Below are 20,373 nucleotides of genomic sequence, written 5' to 3'. Positions count from 1 at the left end.
CAGGATCGCGGAGGCCACACCCGCGCGGCGGACCGACCGGGGACCCCGAGGGCGGGTCAGTTGACGGGACCGGTCCACTTCTCGCCCGGTCCCTGACCGATCGGGTCGGGGAACGCCGAGGCCTCGCGGAACGCGAGCTGCAACGAGCGCAGGCCGTCGCGGAGGGCCCGGGCGTGCTGGTCGCCGATCTCCGGGGCGCTGGCCGTGATCAGGCCGGCCAGCGAGGTGATCAGCTTGCGCGCCTCGTCGAGGTCGGTCTGGGCTCGGGGGTCGTCGGCGAGCCCGACCTTGACGGCCGCGGCGCTCATCAGGTGGACGGCCACGGTGTTGATCACCTCGACCGCGTTGACGTCGGCGATGTCGCGGACCTCGTCGCCGGGGCCATCGGTGAAGGAGGCGCCGGTCGGGTTGTCGTCGGGGGTGTGGCTCACGTGAAGATCCTCTGCTAAGCTCGTCCAGGCTCCGAAGCATCTGCTTCGGTGCGAAAGTGGAGATTCTCCCACCCGCGCTTGACCGTTCGATTAGGTTACCGGGTTGTTGGCACCCCGCCGATCCTCTCCGAGGGCAGGCAGCCAGGGTGCAGCGACGAGCTGTCGCACCGTCCGAGCAGACCTGTTCGGCCGGGGCATGGTGTCGCGAACCTCCTCTTTCCCTGCCGAGACCACCGGTCCGGCGGGTGACGAAGCAACGACAGAGGAGCTCCGCATCAGCGATCCCCGTACGAACGACCGTATTCGCGTCCCCGAGGTCCGCCTCGTCGGACCTGGCGGAGAACAGGTCGGTGTCGTCCCCATCGCCATGGCCCTGCGTCTCGCGGCAGAGGCCGAGCTCGACCTGGTCGAGGTGGCCCCCAACTCGAAGCCTCCCGTGGCCAAGATCATGGATCACGGAAAGTTCAAGTACGAGGCCGCGCAGAAGGCGAAGGAAGCGCGTCGCAACCAGGCGAACACGATCCTGAAAGAGGTCCGTTTCCGCCTGAAGATCGATAAGCACGACTACGAGACCAAGCGCAAGCGCGCCGAGGGCTTCCTCCAGGGCGGCGACAAGGTCAAGGCCATGATCCTGTTCCGTGGTCGTGAGCAGTCACGACCCGACCAGGGTGTCCGCCTCCTGCAGCGCTTCGCCGAAGACGTCTCCGAGTGGGGCAGCGTCGAGTCGACCCCGACCATCGACGGCCGCAACATGGTCATGGTGATCGGCCCCCACAAGAACAAGTCCGAGGCCAAGGCCGAGGCAGAAGCTCGCAAGGCGGCCAACAAGGCGCCGAAGCACCCGACGTCCGACGAGGTCCCGGCCGACGCACCGGCCGAACGACCGACAGAAGAAAGTAAGTAAGACATGCCCAAGCAGAAGACCCACTCCGGCGCCAAGAAGCGCTTCAAGGTCACCGGATCCGGCAAGATCATGAAGCAGCAGGCCGGCATGCGCCACAACCTCGAGGTGAAGAGCGCCAAGCGCAAGGCTCGCCTGAACCAGGACCAGGTGCTCGCCCCCGCCGACGCCAAGGTCGCCAAGAAGCTTCTCGGTCACTGACCGCTGACACGAACGTAGAGGAACAAGAAAATGGCAAGAGTCAAGAGAGCGGTCAACGCCGCCAAGAAGCGTCGCGTCGTCCTCGAGCGCGCCGAGGGTTACCGCGGTCAGCGTTCGCGCCTGTACCGCAAGGCCAAGGAGCAGGTCACCCACTCGCTCGTCTACTCGTACCGTGACCGTCGTGCCCGCAAGGGTGAGTTCCGTCGCCTGTGGATCCAGCGCATCAACGCCGCGTCGCGTCAGAACGGCCTCACCTACAACCGTCTGATCCAGGGCCTGTCCCTGGCCGGCGTCGAGGTCGACCGTCGCATCCTGGCCGAGCTGGCCGTCAACGAGCCCGCCACCTTCGCCGGCCTCGTCGCCACCGCGAAGGCCGCGCTGCCCGCCGACACGTCGGCCCCCAAGGCCGCTGCGTAACAGCGATCCACCCCGCACCACCTCGACGACCCGGACGGCCCCGCCGCCCGGGTCGTCGTCGTTAACCCGCCCGCCACGGCGCGGGCCCCGGACTGCGCGCCCCCGTGCGGCATAGTGAACGGATGAGCTCCTCCCTCCTCGACAACCCCCGTTCGCCCCGAGTCCGGGCGGTGGCCAAGCTGGCCAAGGGCGACGCGCGCACCGAGACCGGGCTGTTCCTCCTCGAGGGGCCCCAGTCGGTCAGCGAGGCGCTCGCGTTCCGCCCCGAGCTGCTCGTCGACCTCTTCGTCACGCCGACCGCGCTCGAGCGTCACCCGCAGGTCGCCGAGGCCGCCCGCGAGGCCGACCTCGACATCGAGTTCGTCAGCGAGGCCGTCATCGCGGCGATGGCCGACACCGTGACCCCCCAGGGGATCGTCGCGGTGTGCCGGCAGTTCCCGACCGCGGTCAAGGACGTCTTCGCCGACACCGGCGACGGCGGGCCCCGTCTGATCGCGATCCTCGAGGAGGTGCGCGACCCGGGCAACGCGGGCACGATCATCCGGGCCGCCGATTCGGCCGGCGCCGACGCGGTCATCATGACCGGCCGCAGCGTCGACCTCTACAACCCGAAGGTGGTGCGGGCGACCACGGGCTCGCTGTTCCACGTCCCCGTCGCCGTGGGGATCGATCTCGCCGGTGTCGTCGCCCGGTGCGCCGAGGCGGGCATCCAGGTGCTGGCCGCCGACGTCAAGGGCGACGACCTGCTCGACGCCCGGGTCGAGGGCGTCCTCGCCGCTCCGACCGCCTGGCTGTTCGGCAACGAGGCGCGCGGTCTCACGGACGACGACCTCGCTCTGGCGGACCGCGCCGTGGTCGTCCCCATCTACGGTCACGCCGAATCGATGAACCTCTCCACCGCCGCCTCGGTCTGCCTGTACGAGAGCGCGTTCGCCCACCGCAGCTGACGACCGAGGAGGCGCGGATCGGCTCCTCAGGGGACCGGACGCGTCGTTTCGGTTCTGTTACGAATCCGCTGTGAGTTTGCGTGCACCAGACCCAGCTGTTTGTGTGGACGCATGGAACCCCTCGTCGTCGTCGACCACGTCAACAAGCACTTCGGTGAACTGCACGTTCTGAAGGACATCACGACGACCGTCACCCGGGGTGAGGTGGTCGTGGTCATCGGTCCCAGCGGTTCCGGCAAGTCGACCCTGTGCCGTGCGATCAACCGTCTCGAGACCATCGACGACGGGGTCATCTCCATCGACGGCACGCGCCTCCCCGAGGAGGGCTCCGAGCTCGCCCGGCTGCGCGCCGACGTCGGCATGGTGTTCCAGAGCTTCAACCTGTTCTCGCACAAGACCGTCCTCGAGAACGTGACGCTCGGCCAGATCAAGGTGCGCAAGCGCAGCAAGGCCGAGGCCGAGAAGCGCGCCATGGAGCTGCTCGAGCGCGTCGGGGTCGCCAACCAGGCCCAGAAGATGCCATCGCAGCTCTCCGGCGGTCAGCAGCAGCGCGTCGCCATCGCCCGCGCCCTCGCGATGGACCCGAAGGTCATGCTGCTCGACGAGCCGACGAGCGCGCTCGACCCGGAGATGATCACCGAGGTGCTCGACGTCATGGTGCAGCTGGCGAAGGACGGCATGACGATGATCGTCGTGACCCACGAGATGGGCTTCGCCCGCAAGGCCGCCGACCGCGTCGTGTTCATGGCCGACGGCGAGATCGTGGAGGAGAGCACGCCCGAGCAGTTCTTCACGGCGCCCTCGTCCGACCGCGCCCGCGACTTCCTATCCAAGATCCTCACGCACTGACCGACCCCGTCGTCGTCGCGCCTCCGTCGGGAGGCGCGACCCCGGAGCCCCCGTCCGCCGCCTGGCGCTCGGGTCACACAGCAAGGAGAACAGAATGCGACTCAGCAAGGGATTCGTCGCCGTAGCCGCAGCCGCCGTCACGGTGCTCGGCCTCTCGGCCTGCACCGACTCGGCCGCCCCCGAGAGCTCGGTCGACGTCGAAGAGGTCGCCGACTTCGAGGACGGCACGACCATGGCCCGCCTCGCCGAGGCCGGCACCATCACCATCGGCACCAAGTTCGACCAGCCGCTGTTCGGTCTCGACGACGGCTCGGGCGTGCCCCAGGGCTTCGACGCCGAGATCGGCAAGCTCGTCGCGGCGAAGCTCGGCATCGCCGCCGGCGACATCGAGTGGGTCGAGACCGTCTCCGCCAACCGCGAGCCGTTCATCCAGAACGGCGACGTGGACCTCGTCATCGCGACGTACACGATCAACGACGCCCGCAAGGAGGTCGTCTCGTTCGCCGGCCCGTACTACACGGCCGGTCAGGACCTCCTCGTCCTCGAAGGCAACCCCGAGGGCATCGAGGGCGCCGACGACCTCGAGGGCAAGGCCGTCTGCACGGTCAGCGGCTCGACCAGCGAGGCGAACGTCGCCGAGTACACGACGGACATCATCGCGACCGACACGTATTCGAACTGCCTGGAGCCCCTGCGCACCGGCGCCGTCGCGGCCGTGACCACCGACAACGTCATCCTGGCCGGCCTCGCCGACCAGAACGAGGGCGAGTTCGAGGTCGTCGGCGCGCCCTTCACCGAGGAGCCCTACGGCATCGGTCTGGGTCTCGACGACACCGACTTCCGCATGTTCATCAACGACACCCTGCAGGACGCCGAGGACGACGGCACCTGGGACGAGCTCTGGGAGGCCACGGCCGGCGCCGTCCTGCCGACGCCCGAGCCCCCGGCCATCGACCGGTACTGATCACCACCCCGGTGGGCACCGCGACGCTCCGTGCGCGCGGTGCCCACCACCGCCTCCTGCCCCCGCGGCAGCCCTCTGACCTGGAGTCCCGGTGAACCCCTTGGACGTCATCCCCGGCTTCGACGCCGTGACCGACAACTGGCCCCGTTTCTGGGGCGGCTTCGTCACGACGCTGCAGCTCCTGGCGCTGTCGGGCGTCGGCGCGATCGTGATCGGCTTCGTGATCGCCGCCATGCGCATCTCGCCGGTCGGCTCGTTCCGGGCCTTCGCGACGGTCTACACCGAGGCGATCCGCAACATCCCGCTGACGCTCGTGCTCTTCTTCTGCGCGTTCGTGCTGCCGTACCTCGGCGTCGGCATCGGCTACTTCCCGCTCGCGGTGATCGGCCTCACCCTCTACACCTCGCCGTTCGTCGCCGAGGCCGTCCGGTCCGGCGTCAACGGCGTGCCCGTGGGCCAGGCCGAGGCGGCGCGCAGCATCGGCCTCGGCTTCAGCCAGACGCTCACGCTCGTGATCATGCCGCAGGCGATCCGCATGGTGATCCCTCCGCTGATCAACGTCATCATCGCCCTGACGAAGAACACCTCGGTCGCCGGCGGGTTCTTCGTCGCCGAGATGTTCGCCGCCGGCCGCTTCATCGCGAACGACCGCGGAGACGCCGTCATCACGGTGCTCCTGTCGGTGGCGTTCTTCTACCTGGTCGTCACCATCACCCTCGGCCGTCTCGCCGCCGTGGTCGAGAAGAAGGTCGCAGTCCTCCGATGAGCACCTCCGTCCTCTACGACGCTCCCGGCCCCAAGGCCCGCCGCACGTCGCGCGTCATCTCGATCGTCGGCGTCGTGCTCGTCCTCGCCCTGGTCGCCTACGTCGTCTACCTGCTCGGCCGCCCCCGGGTCAGCGCCAACGGCGCCGTCACCGCGAGCGTGCTGGACCCGTACCGCTGGGACATCCTGCTCGACCGCAACCTCTGGCGGAACATCGGGCGCGGCTGGCTCGCCACCGTGCAGGCCGCGGCGGTCGCGTCCGTCCTGGCCGTGGTCATCGGCGTGCTGTTCTCGTTCCTGCGGACGGCGCGGACCGCCTGGGTGCGTGTCCCGACGACCGTCGTGCTCGAGTTCTTCCGCGGCATGCCCGTGCTGCTGATGATGCTGTTCATCCTGCTCGTCTTCTCGACGGGGCCGTTCTGGGCGGTCGTCGCCGCGCTGGCGGTCTACAACGGCGCCCTGATCGGCGAGGCCCTCCGCTCGGGCATCGCCGCCCTGCCGAAGGGGCAGCGCGAGGCGGGGCTGGCCATCGGCCTCTCGCCCGTGCGCACCCGGTTCGCCATCGAGTTCCCGCAGGCGTTCCGCCAGATGCTGCCGATCATCCTCGCGCAGCTCGTCGTCCTGCTGAAGGACACCTCGCTCGGCTACATCGTCGGCTACGTCGAGCTGACGCGCGTGGGGCTCAACCGGCTCGGCACGTCGTACGGCAGCACCTACACCTTCACCCTCTTCGCGGTCGTGCTGGTCGTCTACCTGCTGACCAACCTGGCGTTCTCGTACGTGGTGCGCGTCGTCGACCGACGGACCGGCCGGCGCGGCGTCCTGACGAAGCCGCGTCGTGGCGGACTCGGCGGCCCCGGCGCCCTCGCGGCCGCCGGTCGGCCGGACATCGACGCCACGACGGGCGACTCCCAGACGACCCAGCCCTGAGTCTCGCCTCCGTCCTCCCCAGCCGTCTCGTCCGCCGCCGGTCCCCGAGGAGGCGCGGCGCACCTCCTCGGCATCGCTAAGCTTGGTTCTCGTGTCAGACACCGTCCCCATCACCGAAGACGCCGTCGCGTCCGCGGTCGACTCCGCCCTCGTGGCGATCACGACCGCGGCCTCCGTCGCCGAGCTGAAGGCCGCCCGCGCCCGGCACACCGGCGACGGGTCGATGCTGGCGCGCATGAACGCCGGTCTCCGCGATCTGCCGAACGATCAGAAGGCCGCCGCGGGCAAGCTCGTCGGTCAGGCGAGGGGCAGGGTGAACCAGGCCGTCGCGACGCGCGAGACCGAGCTCGTCGAGCTGGAGGAGACCGCGCGGCTGGCCGACGAGGCCGTCGACGTCACGGCGCTGCCGACCCGGCGGAGGGTCGGAGCCCGCCACCCGCTGGCCCTCCTGCAGGAGTCGATGCTCGACCTCTTCGTCGGCATGGGCTGGGAGGTCTCCGAAGGCCCCGAGCTCGAGCACGAGTGGTTCAACTTCGACGCCCTGAACTTCGACGCCGACCACCCGGCTCGCGCCATGCAGGACACCTTCTTCGTCGACCCCGTCGACGACCACCTCCTGCTGCGCACCCACACGTCGCCGGTGCAGATCCGCACGCTCCTGTCGAAGCAGCTGCCGGTCTACAACGTCGCCACGGGCCGCGTCTTCCGCACCGACGAGCTCGACGCGACGCATACGCCGGTCTTCACCCAGATCGAGGGCATCGCCATCGACAAAGGCCTGACGATGGCCAACCTGCGGGGCACCCTCGAGCACCTCGCCCGGTCGATGTTCGGCGCCGACGCGCAGATCCGACTGCGGCCCAACTACTTCCCGTTCACCGAGCCCAGCGCCGAGATGGACGTCTGGCAGCCGAACGCCAAGGGCGGCGCCCGGTGGGTCGAATGGGGCGGCTGCGGCATGGTGAACCCCAACGTCCTCCGCGCCGCGGGCATCGACCCCGACGAGTACCAGGGTTTCGCGTTCGGCATGGGCATCGAGCGCACCCTCCAATTCCGCAACGACCTCAACGACATGCGCGACATGGTCGAGGGCGACGTGCGGTTCAGCGAGCAGTTCGGGATGGTGGTCTGATGCGGGTTCCGCTCAGTTGGCTCGGCGAGTGGGTCGACCTGCCCGACGACGTGAGCCTCGAGCACGTCCACGCCGCGCTCGTCTCCGTCGGGTTCGAAGAAGAGGACGTCCACCTCGGCGAGGTGACCGGGCCCCTCGTCGTCGGCCAGGTGCTCGAGCTGTCTCCCGAGCCGCAGAAGAACGGCAAGACGATCAACTGGTGCCAGGTCGCGGTCGGCCCGGACGACGTCCGCGGCATCGTCTGCGGGGCGCACAACTTCGTCGTGGGCGACAAGGTGGTCGTCTCGCTGCCCGGGGCCGTCCTGCCCGGTCCGTTCCCCATCTCGGCCCGCAAGACCTACGGCCACGTCTCCGACGGCATGATCGCCTCCAGCCGCGAGCTCGGTCTCGGCGACGAGCACGACGGCATCCTCCTGCTGTCGAGCCTCGGCCTCGATCCCGAGGTCGGCACCGACGCGGTGGCCCTCCTCGGTCTCGGTGAGGCCGCCGTCGAGATCAACGTCACGCCCGACCGCGGTTACGCCTTCAGCATCCGGGGCGTGGCCCGCGAGTACTCGCACGCGACCGGTGCGTCGTTCCGCGACCCGGCCGACGCCGTCTCGCCCGTCGCGGCGGACGGGTTCCCGGTCGAGGTCGTCGACGAGGCGCCCGTCCGCGGGGCCGCCGCCGTGACCACGTTCGTCACGCGCACCGTCCGCGGCATCGACGCCGGCCGGTCGACCCCTCCGTGGATGTCCGCGCGGCTCCGCCTCGCCGGCGTCCGATCGATCTCGCTCCCCGTCGACATCACCAACTACGTCATGCTCGAGCTCGGGCAGCCGATCCACGGCTACGACCTCGCCCGGCTCGACGGCGGACTCACCGTCCGCCGCGCCGCGTCCGGCGAGACGCTCGAGACCCTCGACGGCCAGAAGCGCACCCTCGACCGCGAGGACCTCGTGATCGCCGATCAGACCGGTCCGGTCGGCCTGGCCGGCGTCATGGGCGGTGCCCGCACGGAGATCACCAGCGGCACGACCGACGTCCTCATCGAGGCGGCGACCTTCGACCCCGTCTCGATCGCGCGCTCGGCGCGTCGCCACAAGCTCCCCAGCGAGGCCTCGCGTCGCTTCGAGCGCGGCGTCGATCCGCAGGTCTCCCTCGCGGCCGCGCAGCGGGTCCTCGACCTCCTCGTCGAGCTCGCGGGCGGAACGATCGACTCCCTGGGCTCGACGCTCGACGCCTCGACGCCTCCGCGATCCATCGTCCTGCCCGCCGGTCGGGCCGCTCAGCTGATCGGCGTCGACTACCCGGACGCCGAGGTGGCCGACTCCCTCTCGGCCATCGGCGCCGACGTGCACCCGATCGACGGCGGCTGGTCGGTGACACCGCCCACCTGGCGTCCCGACCTCGTCGACCCGGCCTCGCTCGTCGAGGAGGTGGCCCGGATCACCGGGTACGACCGGATCCCGTCCGTCCTCCCCGTCGCGCCTCCCGGTCGCGGTCTGACGCGCGAGCAGAAGCTCCGTCGGCAGGTCTCGTCCGCGCTGGCGGCAGCCGGCCTGGTCGAGGTCGCGGCCTATCCGTTCGTCGGTCACGAGCAGAACGCCCTCTTCGGCTCGGCCGACGGCTCGCCGGCACCCGCCGTCCGTCTGGCGAACCCGCTCGACGTCGCCGCGCCCGAACTCCGCCGCTCGCTGGTCCCCGGCCTCCTCGAGATCGCCCGCCGCAACGCGTCGCGCGGTCTCGTCGACCTGGCGCTCTTCGAGACGGGCACGGTCTTCCTCCCGGAGTCCGGTCGGTCCTACGGCACCGACACCGTGCCTCCCGGGCCCCAGCGCCCCGGAGACGACCTGCTCGCCGAGCTCGAGGCGAGCCTGCCGCCCCAGCCGCGTCACGTCGCCGTCCTGTCGCTCGGCCAGTCCGTCGAGCGCCAGCCCGGCCAGCCCGCCGTCGCGGCGTCTCTCGCCGACGTCCTCGACGACCTCCGGGTCGCCGCGCACGCCGCCGGCGCCATGCTCGTGTTCCGTCAGGGGTCGCACGTCTCGCTGCACCCCGGCCGGACGGCCGAGATCCTGGTCGACGGCCAGGTCGTGGGCTATGCCGGAGAGCTCCTGCCCCGCGTGGCCGAGGCGCTCGACCTGCCCCGGGTCGTCGCGGTCGGAGAGCTCGACCTCGACGCGGTGCTCCGCTCGTCCGCCGGCGAGGTCCAGCCGACGGCCATCTCGTCCTTCCCGGCAGCGACTCAGGACCTGTCGCTGGTCGTCCGCGTCGAGGTGCCGGCGGGTGACGTGCTCTCGGCCGTCCGCGACGGCGGAGGCCCGCTGCTCGAGTCCGTCCGACTGGTCGACGACTACCGCGGGGCCGGTCTGCCCGAGGACTCCAAGTCCCTCACCTTCGCGCTCCGGTTCCGTGCCGACGACCGCACCCTCACGGCCGCCGAGGCGACCGAGGCCAAGCAGGGGTCCGTCCGCCTGGCGGGCGAGCGATTCGGGGCGGCGCTCCGCGACTGACACTCGCCCGGCGTCGCCGCCCCCGATCCTCGACCGAATCGAACATTAGGGTGGACCCATGCCATATTCCGTTGCCGTCGCCGGCGCCAGCGGCTACGCCGGCGGCGAGCTGTTGCGGCTCCTCGCCGCGCATCCCGACTTCGAGGTGCGGACCGTCACGGCGTTCCAGAACGCCGGGCAGCCCCTCATCGCGCTGCAGCCGCAGCTTCGCTCGCTCGCTCACCTCACTCTCGTCGAGACGACGCCCGCCAACCTCCTCGGCCACGACGTCGTCTTCCTCGCCCTGCCGCACGGCAAGTCGGGCGCGATCACGGCCGAGCTGCCCCGCGAGACGCTCGTCGTCGATTGCGGCGCCGACCACCGCCTGACCGACGAGACCGCCTGGGCGCGGTTCTACGGCGGCGAGTTCCACGGCGCCTGGGCCTACGGCCTGCCCGAGCTCGTCCACTCCGACGGCACCCGCCAGCGCGACCTGCTCGTCGGCGAGCGACGCATCGCCGCTCCCGGCTGCAACGTCACCGCGATCACCCTCGCTCTCGCACCGGCCATCCGCGCCGGGGTCGTCCAGAGCACCGATCTGGTCTCGGTCCTCGCGGTGGCGCCGTCCGGTGCGGGCAAGGCCCTGAAGCCGCACCTGCTGGCCAGCGAGCTCATGGGCTCGGCGTCGGCCTACGGCGTCGGCGGGGTGCACCGCCACGTGCCCGAGATCCAGCAGAACCTCCGGGTGGCCGGTGCCGCTCAGGTGAGCATCTCCTTCACTCCCGTCCTCGTCCCGATGTCGCGGGGCATCCTCGCGACCTCCACGGCCACCCTCGAGCCGGGGGTGAGCGCCGGCGACGTCCGCGCCGCGTACGAGGCCGCCTACGCGAACGAGCCGTTCGTGCACCTGCTGCCCGAGGGCGAGTTCCCCCGCACGGCCGACACCGTCGGCGCCAACACGGCCTTGATCGGGCTCGCCGTCGACTCCGACGCCGACCGGCTCGTCGTCGTCAGCGCCATCGACAACCTGGCGAAGGGCACGGCCGGAGCGGCCGTGCAGTCCGCCAACATCGCCCTCGGCCTCCCCGAGACCGCCGGCCTGACCGTGAACGGAGTGGCACCGTGAGCGTCACCGCAGCCCAGGGATTCCTCGCCGCCGGTGTCGTGGCCGGCCTCAAGAGCACCGGCAGGCCCGACGTCGCCCTCGTGGTGAACCGGGGTCGCCGCAAGGCGGTCGCGGCCGTCTTCACCAGCAACCGGGCCAAGGCCCACCCCGTCCTCTGGTCGCAGCAGGTCGTCTCCGACGGCATCGCCGACGCGGTCGTCCTCAACTCCGGAGGCGCGAACTGCTTCACGGGTCCGTTCGGCTTCCAGACGACCCACGCGACGGCCGAGACCGTGGCCGACGCGCTCGGGATCTCGGCGACCGACGTCGTCGTCTGCTCGACCGGGCTCATCGGGGTGGGCGATCAGATCTTCCGCGACAAGGTTCTCGGCGGCGCGACCGCTGCGGCGGCGGAGCTCGACGACGACGGCGGTCTCGCCGCCGCCACGGCCATCATGACGACCGACACGAAGCCCAAGCAGGCCGTGGTCGCCGGAGACGGCTGGGTGGTCGGCGGCATGGCCAAGGGCGCGGGCATGCTGGCTCCCGGCCTCGCCACCATGCTGGTCGTCCTGACGACCGACGCCGACCTGCCGTCCGAGGTCCTCGACTCGTCGCTCCGCGAAGCGACGCGGGTGACCTTCGACCGCCTCGACTCCGACGGCTGCATGTCGACGAACGACACCGTGGTGCTCCTCGCCAGCGGCGAGTCCGACGTCGTCCCCGACCAGGCGGCGTTCCAGGCCGCCGTCACCGAGCTCTGCGCCGACCTCGCCGAGCAGCTGCAGGCCGACGCCGAGGGGGCCGCGCACGACATCCGCATCGAGGTCGTCGGGGCGGTCAGCGACGTCGAGGCCGTCGAGGTCGGCCGTTCCATCGCCCGGAACAACCTCTTCAAGGCCGCCGTGTTCGGCAACGACCCCAACTGGGGCCGGGTGCTCGCCGCCATCGGCACGACCTCGGCCGAGTTCGACCCGTACGACGTCGACGTGACCATGAACGGCGTCCGGGTCTGTCACGCCGGTGCACCCGACCAGCCGAGCGACGCCGTGGACCTCACCCCGCGGGCCGTGCACGTGCTGGTCGACCTCAAGGTCGGCGACGCCGAGGCGACGATCCTGACGAACGACCTCACGCACGACTACGTGCACGAGAACAGCGCGTACTCCAGCTGATGGCCGTCTCCGACGTGGTGCACAGCGACGAGCAGGAGCTCGCCGCCGTCAAGGCCGCCACCCTCATCGAGTCGCTGCCCTGGCTGAAGCGGTTCTCCGGCACGGTCGTCGTCGTCAAGTTCGGCGGCAACGCCATGGTCGACGACGCCCTGAAGCGCGCCTTCGCCGAGGACATGGTCTACCTCCGCTACGCCGGTCTCTTCCCCGTGGTGGTGCACGGCGGCGGGCCGCAGATCTCGGCGGCGCTCGAGGCCGCGGGCATCCCGAGCGAGTTCCGCGGCGGATACCGCTACACCAGCACCGAGGCCATCTCGGTCGTCCGGGACGTCCTGGCCGGCGAGGTCAACCGTGAGATCGTCGACCTCATCAACGAGCACGGCGATCTCGCCCGGGGCGTCTCGGGCGAGGGGTCCACCCTCTTCGAGGGGCGTCGCCGCGGAGTCGTCGTCGACGGCGAGACCTTCGATCTCGGACACGTGGGCGACATCACCGAGGTCGACCCCAGCTCGGTCCTGACCGAGATCCGTGCGGGGCGCATCCCGGTCGTCTCGTCGATCGCGACCAACGAGGATCATCCCGATTCAGCGTTGAACGTGAACGCGGACGCCGCGGCCGGCGCCCTGGCGATCGCCCTCGAGGCGACGAAGCTCGTCATGCTGACCGACGTCGCGGGGCTCTACAGCGACTGGCCGAACCGGGAGTCGCTGGTCGCGGCGATCACCGTCTCCGCCCTCACCGATCTGCTGCCGTCGCTCGAGTCGGGCATGATCCCGAAGATGACGGCGTGCCTCGAATCGGTCGTGGGCGGCGTCGGGGGAGCGACCATCATCGACGGACGGATCCCGCACTCCATCCTCCTCGAGGTCTTCACCCAGCGCGGGTCGGGCACCGAGGTCATCCCCGACGATCGGGCGGCGTCCTACGGCGCCCCGGTCGTCACCTCCACCGGAAAGACCGCCGCGCACGCCGGCGCCGAGACGAAAGGACAGTCGTGACCATGATCCAGACCCAAGGCGGTACCTGGCAGCGCCGATTCGGCGACTCGCTGATGGGCTCGCTGTCCACGCCGACGGTGATGCTCTCGCACGGCGAAGGCTGCCACGTCCACGACGTCGACGGCAAGCGCTACCTCGACTTCCTCGGCGGCATCGCCGTCAACGCGCTCGGACACGCCCACCCCGTGCTGGTCGACGCCCTCGCGACCCAGGCGGCCGCACTGATCCACGTGTCGAACTACTTCGCCAGCGCGCCGCAGATCGAGCTCGCCGAGCGTCTCAAGCGCATCACCGGTGCGGGCGAGCGCGGCAGGGTCTACTTCGGCAACAGCGGCGCCGAGGCGAACGAGGCGGCGTTCAAGCTCGCCCGCCTCAACCGCGGAGACGGCTCGAAGACGCGCATCCTCGCGCTGCAGAACTCGTTCCACGGACGCACGATGGGCTCGCTCGCCCTCACCGGCAAGCCCGCCCTGCGCGAGCCCTTCGAGCCGATGGTCGCCGGCGTCGAGCACATCGAGACGACGATCGCCGCTCTCGAGGCCGCGTTCGACGACCGGGTGGCCGCGCTCTTCGTCGAGCCCATCAAGGGCGAGGCCGGCGTGCTCGACCTCCCCGAGGGCTTCCTCGAGAAGGCCCGCGAGCTCACCTCCCGTCACGGAGCGCTGCTCGTCCTCGACGAGATCCAGACCGGAGTCGGCCGGACGGGATCGTGGTTCGCGTTCCAGCAGTTCGACATCGTGCCCGACGCCATCACCGTCGCCAAGGGGATCGCCGGCGGCGTCCCGATCGGCGCACTCGTCACCTTCGGCGAGACGTCGGACCTCTTCGAGGCCGGTCAGCACGGCAGCACGTTCGGCGGGAACCCGCTGGCGACCGCCGCAGCCAATGCGGTGCTCGGCGAGATCGAGGCGTCCGACCTCATCCTGAACGCCGTCGCGCGGGGCGATCAGCTGCGCGAGGCGATCGCCGCCATCGGCTCGCCGCTCATCGGCGAGATCCGGGGCCGTGGGCTCCTCATCGGCCTGGGTCTCACGCAGCCCGTCGCCGCCGAGCTGAACGCCCGGGCACTCGAGGCCGGCCTGATCATCAACGCACCGAACGACTCGAGCATCCGTCTCGCGCCGCCCCTCATCGTCGGCGAGTCCGAGATCGACGAGTTCATCACCCTGTTCAGCTCCGTCTTGAAAGGCCTCGCATGACCCGGCACTTCCTCCGCGACGACGACCTCAGCCCCACCGAGCTGATCGAGGTCCTCGATCTGGCCGACGAGCTCAAGGCGGACCGCTGGTCGCGCCGCCCGCTCGAGGGTCCTCAGACCGTCGCCGTCATCTTCGACAAGTCCTCGACGCGTACCCGCGTCTCGTTCGCGGTCGGCATCGCCGATCTGGGCGGCAGCCCGCTGATCATCGCGACGGCCAACAGCCAGCTCGGCGGGAAGGAGACCCCGTCCGACACCGCTCGCGTCCTCGAGCGCATGGTGTCCGCGATCGTGTGGCGCACCTACGCGCAGTCCGGTCTCGAGGAGATGGCCGCCGGCACGACCGTACCCGTCGTGAACGCGCTCAGCGACGACTTCCACCCCTGCCAGCTGCTGGCCGACCTCCAGACCATCCGAGAGAAGAAGGGCCGCCTGGCGGGTCTCACGGTGGCGTTCGTCGGCGACGGCCGCTGCAACATGGGTCAGTCGTACCTGCTCGCCGGTGCCACGGCAGGCATGCACGTCCGGATCGGAGCCCCCGACGGCTTCCAGCCCGAGGAGTCCGTCATCCGCGACGCCGAGCGGATCGCCGAGACCACCGGAGGCTCGGTGCAGGTCACGACCGACGCCCGCACCGCGGTCGACGGCGCCGACGTCGTGGTCACCGACACCTGGGTCTCGATGGGCAAGGAAGACGAGAAGGACGAGCGCGTCGCCGTCTTCGGCGGCTTCAAGGTCGACCGGGCGCTGATGGCGCACGCCGACGACGACGCCATCTTCCTGCACTGCCTGCCCGCCGACCGCGGCTACGAGGTCGAGTCGGACGTCATCGACGGACCCACCAGCGTCATCTGGGACGAGGCGGAGAACCGCGTCCACGCCCAGAAGGCCCTGCTCACCTGGCTGCTCGAGCACTGAGCGGTCGCGGTCGGCTCACGACCGCATCCTGAACGACCCGGTGGCCCGGCCCCGGCGGGGCCACCGGCATCACCCACCCACACACGAACTTAGGAGAACCATGGCGGAACGCGTCGTCCTCGCATACTCGGGAGGTCTGGACACCTCGGTCGGCATCGGCTGGTTGGCCGATGCCACCGGCAAGGAGGTCGTGGCCCTGGCCGTCGACGTCGGACAGGGCGGTGAGGACATGAACGACATCCGCCAGCGCGCACTCGACTGCGGCGCGGTCGAGTCGGTCGTCGTCGACGCCAAGGAGGAGTTCGGCCGCGACTACCTGATGCCGGCCCTCAAGGCCAACGCGATGTACCAGAAGACCTACCCGCTGGTGAGCGCTCTCAGCCGTCCGTTGATCGCCCGGCACCTCGCCCGCGTCGCGAAGGAGCTCGGAGCCGACAGCGTGGCCCACGGCTGCACCGGCAAGGGCAACGACCAGGTCCGGTTCGAGGCGGCCGTCGCCGCCCTGGCTCCCGACCTCACGAGCATCGCTCCGGTCCGCGACCTCGCCCTGACCCGCGACAAGGCGATCGTCTACGCCGAGCAGCACAACCTGCCCATCCGGCAGAGTGCGGCGAACCCGTATTCGATCGACAAGAACGTCTGGGGCCGCGCGGTCGAGACCGGGTTCCTCGAAGACCCGTGGAACCCGCCCATCGAGGACCTCTACGAGTACACGCAGGACCCGGCGGTCATCAAGGACGCCGACGAGGTCGTCATCACGTTCCAGGCAGGCGTCCCGATCGCCATCGACGGCGTGGCGTACACGCCGCTCGGCATCGTCGAGAAGATGAACGAGCTCGCCGGCGCTCACGGCGTGGGCCGCATCGACGTGGTCGAGGACCGCCTCGTCGGCATCAAGAGCCGCGAGGTCTACGAGGCCCCCGGCGCGATCGCCCTGATCCAGGCGCACGAGGCGCTCGAGGCGCTGACCATCGAGCGCGACCTCGGTCGATACAAGCGCGGGGTCGAGGCCGAGTGGTCGAACCTCGTCTACGACGGTCTCTGGTTCTCGGGTCTCAAGCGGTCGCTCGACGTCTTCATCGACGACACCCAGAAATACGTCTCGGGAGACATCCGGCTCAAGCTGCAGGGCGGCCGCGCCGTCGTCACCGGCCAGAAGAGCGACGCCAGCCTCTACGACTTCGACCTGGCGACCTACGACACCGGCGACACCTTCGACCAGTCGCTGTCCAAGGGCTTCATCGAGATCTGGTCGCTGCCGAGCAAGATCTCGGCCCGCCGCGACCTGGCCCAGCAGTAGTGGCCGACGCGACGACGCCGAACCAGCGCGCAGGCGAGGCGGGCGCCCTCTGGGGCGGCCGCTTCGCCTCCGGGCCGTCCGCCGAGCTCGCCGCGCTCAGCAAGTCGACCCAGTTCGACTGGCAGCTGGCTCCGTACGACATCGCCGGGTCTCGGGCTCACGCCCGGGCGCTGGCGACGGCCGGCTACCTCGACGACACCGAGCTCGATGCCATGATCGCGGCTCTCGACCGGCTGGAGTCGGACGTCGCGGACGGCCGCTTCGTCGCCGCCGAGTCCGACGAGGACGTCCACTCCGCGCTCGAGCGCGGTCTGATCGGCATCGCCGGGGTCGAGCTCGGCGGCAAGCTGCGCGCCGGCCGCAGCCGCAACGACCAGATCGCCACGCTCGTCCGGCTCTACCTCCGCGATCACGCGACGGTCATCGCTCGGCACGTGGTCGACCTCGTCGACGCGATCGCCGCCCAGGCCACCGCGCACCCCCGCGCGGTGATGCCGGGTCGCACCCACCTGCAGCACGCGCAGCCGGTGCTGGTGGCGCATCACCTGCTCGCTCACGCCTGGCCGTTGGTCCGCGATCTCGAGAGGCTCCGCGACTGGTCGCACCGTGCCTCCGCGTCGCCCTACGGCGCCGGCGCCCTGGCGGGCAGCTCGCTCGGGCTCGATCCCGTGCAGGTCGCCACCGACCTCGGTTTCGACCGCACGACCGAGAACTCGATCGACGCGACGGCCAGTCGCGACGTCGTCGCCGAGTTCGCCTTCGTCGCCGCGTCGATCGGCATCGACCTCTCGCGCCTGTCGGAGGAGATCATCCTCTGGTCGACGCGCGAGTTCGGTTTCGTCCGGTTGCACGACGCGTTCTCGACCGGGTCGTCGATCATGCCGCAGAAGAAGAACCCCGACATCGCCGAGCTCGCGCGCGGCAAGTCGGGGCGGCTCATCGGCAACCTCACCGGTCTCCTGGCGACGCTCAAGGGCCTGCCCCTCGCCTACAACCGGGACCTCCAGGAGGACAAGGAGCCGGTCTTCGACTCGGTCACGCAGCTCGAGGTGCTCCTGCCCGCCTTCACCGGCCTGGTCGCCACGCTCCAGTTCGACGAGAAGCGGATGGCCGAGCTCGCACCGCAGGGCTTCTCGCTGGCGACCGACGTGGCCGAGTGGCTCGTCCGGCAGGGCGTCACGTTCCGGGACGCCCACGAGATCAGCGGCGAGCTGGTCCGGTTCTGCGAGCAGAACGGTCTGGAGCTCGACGAGCCGACCGACGAGCAGTACGCCGCAGTGTCGCCTCACCTCACACCGGACATCCGTCCGGTCCTGACGGTCGAGGGCTCGATCGCGAGTCGCGACGGCGCGGGCGGCACCGCGCCCGAGCGCGTCGCCGAACAGCTGGCGGCGCTCACCGAGCGCACGGCCGGGCTGGTCCGCGACCTCGCGCCGAGGGCGTCGTGACCGACCGCCGACCGACCCCGCCCGTGCGGCGGCCGTGGCTGCTGCCGATCGTCGTCGCGGTCAGCGTCGTCGTGCTGGTGGCCGTCGTCGTGATCGTGATCACGACCGGGCAGGACTTCTTCTAGTCCCGTGACCGAGACCACGCCCGGCGATGCGATGCGTCTGCTGTCGGGAACGGCCCTCGAGGTGGCACCGCGCCTCCTCGGGGCCGTTCTGCGTGTCGGCGGGGTCTCGCTGAGACTGACCGAGGTCGAGGCCTATCTCGGTGAGGGCGCCGACCCGGGTTCGCATGCGCACCGCGGACCGACCGCCCGGAACGCGAGCATGTTCGGCGGGGCCGGCACCGTGTACGTGTACCTGTCGTACGGGATCCACCGGTGCGTCAACCTCGTGTGCGGTCCCGCGGGCGAGGGGTCCGGCGTCCTGCTCAGGGCCGGCGCCGTGGTCGGCGGCCTGGAGACGGCTCGATCGCGGAGGCCGACGTCGCGGGACGACCGCGATCTCGCGAGGGGGCCGGGGAGGCTCGGGTCGGCGCTCGGAATCGACCTCGCCGACGACGGTTCGCACCTGGGTGCGGGCCGGATCGCCCTGACCCTGCCCGAGACCCCCGTCGGGGCGGTGTCGGCGGGGCCTCGGGTCGGCGTCGCGGGAGAGGCCGGTGGCGCCGACTTCCCCTGGCGGTTCTGGATCACGGACGATCCGACGGTCTCGTCGTACCGCCCGGCCGTCCGCCGGGCGGGGCGATCGGGCTGACGCTGGTACCGTTCTCGGGTGACCAGTGAAACGACCGCGGACGTCCTGGCCGGCCAACGGAACGACCCCACGTTCGACGACGTGTGGGACGAACTGAACTGGCGCGGCCTCGTGCACGTCTCGACGGATGCCGATGCTCTGAAATCCCTCCTCGCCGGCCCGCCGATCACGTACTACTGCGGCTTCGATCCGACGGCTCCGAGCCTGCACCTCGGCAACCTGGTCCAGCTCCTGACGATGCGGCGTCTGCAGCTCGCAGGCCACCGTCCTCTCGGACTCGTCGGCGGCTCGACCGGTCTGATCGGCGATCCTCGACCGACCGCCGAGCGCGTCCTCAAGACCCCCGAGCAGACGGCCGAATGGGTCGAGAGCATCCGGGTGCACGTCGAGAAGTTCCTCTCCGCCGAGGGCGACAACGGTCTTCGGGTCGTGAACAATCTCGACTGGACGTCGCCGTTGAGCGCCATCGAGTTCCTGCGCGACATCGGCAAGAACTTCCGCGTCAACACGATGCTCAAGAAGGACGCGGTCAGCGCCCGCCTCAACTCCGACGCCGGCATCAGCTACACCGAGTTCAGCTACCAGATCCTCCAGGGGCTCGACTACCGGGAGCTGTTCCGCCAGTACGAGTGCGTCCTCCAGACCGGAGGCAGCGATCAGTGGGGCAACCTCACCAGCGGCACCGACCTGATCCGCCGGACCGAGGGCGTGTCCGTCCACGCCATCGGAACCCCGCTGATCACCAACAGCGACGGCACGAAGTTCGGCAAGAGCGAGGGCAACGCGGTGTGGCTCGACCCCGAGCTCACCAGCCCCTACGCGATGTACCAGTTCTGGCTGAACACGGACGACGCCGACGTCGTGTCGCGCCTGAAGGTCTTCACCTTCCTCGACCGCGGCGAGATCGAGCGGCTCGAGTCGGTCGTGGCCGAGACCCCGTTCACCAGGGAGGCGCAGCGCACCCTGGCCTGGGAGGTCACCCGTCTCGTGCACGGAGACTCCTCGACCCGGTCGGCCATCGATGCCGCCGGCGCTCTGTTCGGCAACGGCGATCTCGACTCGCTCGACGAGTCCACGCTGCGGAGCGCCGTGGCGGAGCTCCCGTCGGCCGAGGCGACGACGACCACGACCGTGGCGCAGGCGCTCGTCGACACCGGACTCGTCGCGTCGCTCGGGGCGGCCCGCCGGGCGGCCGGCGAAGGCGGGGTCTACGTGAACAACGCGAGAGTGACCGACGGCGACTCGCCCGTGGCCGACACCATGCTCGCCGGGGGGCTCGTCGTCCTCCGTCGGGGCAAGAAGACGCTGGCCGGTGTGACCGTCCGATCCTGATCGCTCGTCAGCCCCCATCACCACGAAACCCGTGACCGCCCGTCGGTCACGGGTTTCGTCGTGTCCGGGGGAGCGGGGCCGCGGAACAGGAGCGGCGACCCACCACCGGGGGCCGGGTCAGGCGCCTCACTCACCATGCCC

The 20,373-nt window shown here is 70.5% G+C and carries 21 protein-coding genes; 20 read left to right on the top strand and 1 reads right to left on the bottom strand.

Features of this window, described 5'->3' with window-relative positions; all coding sequences use genetic code 11:
* Positions 1-56: 56 nt before the first annotated feature.
* A complete protein-coding gene (locus FFA01_RS05835; protein WP_371859179.1) occupies positions 57-431 on the bottom strand; it encodes a DUF1844 domain-containing protein in 375 nt (124 codons plus the stop codon).
* A 274-nt stretch (positions 432-705) separates the two neighbouring features.
* Here FFA01_RS05835 and infC point away from each other — a divergent pair, with 274 nt between their 5' ends.
* The 20 genes from infC to tyrS all read left to right on the top strand — a co-directional run bounded on the left by infC (position 706) and on the right by tyrS (position 20,232).
* Positions 706-1,335, top strand: a complete 630-nt coding sequence (infC, locus tag FFA01_RS05830; RefSeq protein ID WP_244289724.1) for a translation initiation factor IF-3 — start codon at positions 706-708, stop codon at positions 1,333-1,335.
* A 3-nt stretch (positions 1,336-1,338) separates the two neighbouring features.
* Positions 1,339-1,533, top strand: a complete 195-nt coding sequence (gene rpmI, locus FFA01_RS05825) for a 50S ribosomal protein L35 (protein WP_043596704.1) — start codon at positions 1,339-1,341, stop codon at positions 1,531-1,533.
* A gap of 30 nt (positions 1,534-1,563) precedes the next feature.
* Entirely contained in the window at positions 1,564-1,950 is a 387-nt protein-coding gene (rplT, locus tag FFA01_RS05820; protein ID WP_146853937.1) for a 50S ribosomal protein L20, read from the top strand.
* Between the two features lie 122 nt (positions 1,951-2,072).
* Positions 2,073-2,897 carry a TrmH family RNA methyltransferase gene (locus FFA01_RS05815; protein WP_146853935.1) on the top strand — a complete coding sequence of 275 codons (825 nt, stop codon included), beginning with the start codon at positions 2,073-2,075 and terminating at the stop codon, positions 2,895-2,897.
* A gap of 111 nt (positions 2,898-3,008) precedes the next feature.
* The gene (locus FFA01_RS05810; RefSeq protein WP_146853933.1) at positions 3,009-3,746 is read left to right on the top strand and encodes an amino acid ABC transporter ATP-binding protein; all 738 of its coding nucleotides are present in this window, start codon (positions 3,009-3,011) and stop codon (positions 3,744-3,746) included.
* 94 nt (positions 3,747-3,840) lie between these two features.
* Complete coding sequence (locus tag FFA01_RS05805) at positions 3,841-4,710, top strand: glutamate ABC transporter substrate-binding protein (RefSeq protein ID WP_146853931.1); 870 nt, start codon at positions 3,841-3,843, stop codon at positions 4,708-4,710.
* 100 nt (positions 4,711-4,810) lie between these two features.
* Positions 4,811-5,476, top strand: coding sequence for an amino acid ABC transporter permease (locus tag FFA01_RS05800; RefSeq protein ID WP_146854085.1), 666 nt, complete (start codon positions 4,811-4,813; stop codon positions 5,474-5,476).
* Positions 5,473-6,405, top strand: a complete 933-nt coding sequence (locus tag FFA01_RS05795) for an amino acid ABC transporter permease (protein ID WP_146853929.1) — start codon at positions 5,473-5,475, stop codon at positions 6,403-6,405. Before FFA01_RS05800 ends, FFA01_RS05795 begins: the two co-directional genes overlap by 4 nt.
* Positions 6,406-6,496: 91 nt before the next feature.
* Entirely contained in the window at positions 6,497-7,537 is a 1,041-nt protein-coding gene (pheS, locus tag FFA01_RS05790; protein WP_146853927.1) for a phenylalanine--tRNA ligase subunit alpha, read from the top strand.
* Positions 7,537-10,029, top strand: coding sequence for a phenylalanine--tRNA ligase subunit beta (gene pheT / locus FFA01_RS05785; protein ID WP_146853924.1), 2,493 nt, complete (start codon positions 7,537-7,539; stop codon positions 10,027-10,029). The genes pheS and pheT overlap by 1 nt, the downstream gene beginning before the upstream one ends.
* 58 nt (positions 10,030-10,087) lie before the next feature.
* Positions 10,088-11,134 (top strand): N-acetyl-gamma-glutamyl-phosphate reductase, encoded by a 1,047-nt coding sequence (gene argC, locus FFA01_RS05780; RefSeq protein WP_146853922.1) that lies wholly within the window; start codon positions 10,088-10,090, stop codon positions 11,132-11,134.
* Positions 11,131-12,288: a bifunctional glutamate N-acetyltransferase/amino-acid acetyltransferase ArgJ gene (argJ, locus tag FFA01_RS05775; protein WP_146853920.1), complete on the top strand. Its 1,158-nt coding sequence runs from the start codon at positions 11,131-11,133 to the stop codon at positions 12,286-12,288. Before argC ends, argJ begins: the two co-directional genes overlap by 4 nt.
* Positions 12,288-13,283, top strand: a complete 996-nt coding sequence (gene argB / locus FFA01_RS05770; RefSeq protein WP_146853918.1) for an acetylglutamate kinase — start codon at positions 12,288-12,290, stop codon at positions 13,281-13,283. Before argJ ends, argB begins: the two co-directional genes overlap by 1 nt.
* 2 nt (positions 13,284-13,285) lie before the next feature.
* Positions 13,286-14,482 carry an acetylornithine transaminase gene (locus FFA01_RS05765; protein WP_146853916.1) on the top strand — a complete coding sequence of 399 codons (1,197 nt, stop codon included), beginning with the start codon at positions 13,286-13,288 and terminating at the stop codon, positions 14,480-14,482.
* Complete coding sequence (gene argF, locus FFA01_RS05760) at positions 14,479-15,399, top strand: ornithine carbamoyltransferase (RefSeq protein WP_146853914.1); 921 nt, start codon at positions 14,479-14,481, stop codon at positions 15,397-15,399. Before FFA01_RS05765 ends, argF begins: the two co-directional genes overlap by 4 nt.
* A 100-nt stretch (positions 15,400-15,499) precedes the next feature.
* Positions 15,500-16,699, top strand: a complete 1,200-nt coding sequence (locus tag FFA01_RS05755; RefSeq protein ID WP_146853912.1) for an argininosuccinate synthase — start codon at positions 15,500-15,502, stop codon at positions 16,697-16,699.
* A complete protein-coding gene (gene argH, locus FFA01_RS05750) occupies positions 16,699-18,147 on the top strand; it encodes an argininosuccinate lyase (RefSeq protein WP_146853910.1) in 1,449 nt (482 codons plus the stop codon). Before FFA01_RS05755 ends, argH begins: the two co-directional genes overlap by 1 nt.
* Positions 18,144-18,272: a hypothetical protein gene (locus FFA01_RS16395; protein WP_259394109.1), complete on the top strand. Its 129-nt coding sequence runs from the start codon at positions 18,144-18,146 to the stop codon at positions 18,270-18,272. The genes argH and FFA01_RS16395 overlap by 4 nt, the downstream gene beginning before the upstream one ends.
* Before the next feature lie 31 nt (positions 18,273-18,303).
* A complete protein-coding gene (locus FFA01_RS05745; protein ID WP_146854083.1) occupies positions 18,304-18,900 on the top strand; it encodes a DNA-3-methyladenine glycosylase in 597 nt (198 codons plus the stop codon).
* Positions 18,901-18,918: 18 nt separating this feature from the next.
* Positions 18,919-20,232, top strand: coding sequence for a tyrosine--tRNA ligase (gene tyrS, locus FFA01_RS05740; RefSeq protein WP_244289712.1), 1,314 nt, complete (start codon positions 18,919-18,921; stop codon positions 20,230-20,232).
* Positions 20,233-20,373 lie beyond the last annotated feature (141 nt).

The organism is Frigoribacterium faeni (genome assembly GCF_007988805.1).
GTDB classification, from domain to species: Bacteria; Actinomycetota; Actinomycetes; order Actinomycetales; family Microbacteriaceae; genus Frigoribacterium; species Frigoribacterium faeni.
This window is presented reverse-complemented; position numbering and strand designations above follow the sequence as displayed.

What these genes read in the sequence shown, in the direction of transcription:
- argF (WP_146853914.1), top strand. Translation starts at nt 14,479, where the DNA reads ATGACCCGGCACTTCCTCCGCGACGACGACCTCAGCCCCACCGAGCTG.
- rplT (WP_146853937.1), top strand. Translation starts at nt 1,564, where the DNA reads ATGGCAAGAGTCAAGAGAGCGGTCAACGCCGCCAAGAAGCGTCGCGTC.
- FFA01_RS05745 (WP_146854083.1), top strand. Translation starts at nt 18,304, where the DNA reads ATGCGTCTGCTGTCGGGAACGGCCCTCGAGGTGGCACCGCGCCTCCTC.
- FFA01_RS05815 (WP_146853935.1), top strand. Translation starts at nt 2,073, where the DNA reads ATGAGCTCCTCCCTCCTCGACAACCCCCGTTCGCCCCGAGTCCGGGCG.
- FFA01_RS05765 (WP_146853916.1), top strand. Translation starts at nt 13,286, where the DNA reads ATGATCCAGACCCAAGGCGGTACCTGGCAGCGCCGATTCGGCGACTCG.
- FFA01_RS05805 (WP_146853931.1), top strand. Translation starts at nt 3,841, where the DNA reads ATGCGACTCAGCAAGGGATTCGTCGCCGTAGCCGCAGCCGCCGTCACG.
- FFA01_RS05810 (WP_146853933.1), top strand. Translation starts at nt 3,009, where the DNA reads ATGGAACCCCTCGTCGTCGTCGACCACGTCAACAAGCACTTCGGTGAA.
- FFA01_RS05755 (WP_146853912.1), top strand. Translation starts at nt 15,500, where the DNA reads ATGGCGGAACGCGTCGTCCTCGCATACTCGGGAGGTCTGGACACCTCG.
- pheT (WP_146853924.1), top strand. Translation starts at nt 7,537, where the DNA reads ATGCGGGTTCCGCTCAGTTGGCTCGGCGAGTGGGTCGACCTGCCCGAC.
- argC (WP_146853922.1), top strand. Translation starts at nt 10,088, where the DNA reads ATGCCATATTCCGTTGCCGTCGCCGGCGCCAGCGGCTACGCCGGCGGC.
- FFA01_RS05795 (WP_146853929.1), top strand. Translation starts at nt 5,473, where the DNA reads ATGAGCACCTCCGTCCTCTACGACGCTCCCGGCCCCAAGGCCCGCCGC.
- rpmI (WP_043596704.1), top strand. Translation starts at nt 1,339, where the DNA reads ATGCCCAAGCAGAAGACCCACTCCGGCGCCAAGAAGCGCTTCAAGGTC.
- argB (WP_146853918.1), top strand. Translation starts at nt 12,288, where the DNA reads ATGGCCGTCTCCGACGTGGTGCACAGCGACGAGCAGGAGCTCGCCGCC.